The sequence below is a fragment of the Nocardioides abyssi genome, from assembly GCF_030412915.1.
GTDB lineage: Bacteria > Actinomycetota > Actinomycetes > Propionibacteriales > Nocardioidaceae > Nocardioides > Nocardioides abyssi.
Genome location: NZ_JAUHJR010000067.1, coordinates 1 through 346 on the forward strand (window position 1 = coordinate 1; position 346 = coordinate 346).

Genomic DNA, 346 nt, shown 5'->3' on the forward strand with positions numbered 1-346 from the left:
CTTTAAATAATCGAAATAAATGGAGGGATTAAGACATGAAGGTAAGACCATCTGTTAAACCAATTTGCGAATATTGTAAGGTTATTCGTCGTAACGGTCGTGTTATGGTAATTTGTCCTACAAATCCAAAACACAAACAACGCCAAGGATAAAAAGTAGAAAGGAGAAAAAATGGCTCGTATTGCTGGAGTTGATATTCCAAATGACAAACGTGTAGTCGTATCACTTACTTATGTATATGGTATCGGTTTGCCAACTTCTAAAAAAATTCTTGCAGCAGCAGGTGTTTCTGAGGATATCCGTGTCAAAGATTTAACATCTGATCAAGAAGATGCTCGATCGGAAG

Annotated in this window: 2 protein-coding genes; both read left to right on the top strand. The window is 36.7% G+C overall.

Features of this window, described 5'->3' with window-relative positions:
- Window positions 1-35: 35 nt before the first annotated feature.
- Window positions 36-152, top strand: a complete 117-nt coding sequence (gene rpmJ, locus QWY29_RS19930; RefSeq protein WP_000868345.1) for a 50S ribosomal protein L36 — start codon at window positions 36-38, stop codon at window positions 150-152.
- Window positions 153-171: 19 nt separating this feature from the next.
- Window positions 172-346, top strand: a 175-nt coding sequence (rpsM, locus tag QWY29_RS19935; protein ID WP_300962983.1) for a 30S ribosomal protein S13, incomplete at its 3' end; no start/stop codon positions are given.

What these genes read in the sequence shown, in the direction of transcription:
- rpmJ (WP_000868345.1), top strand. Translation starts at nt 36, where the DNA reads ATGAAGGTAAGACCATCTGTTAAACCAATTTGCGAATATTGTAAGGTT.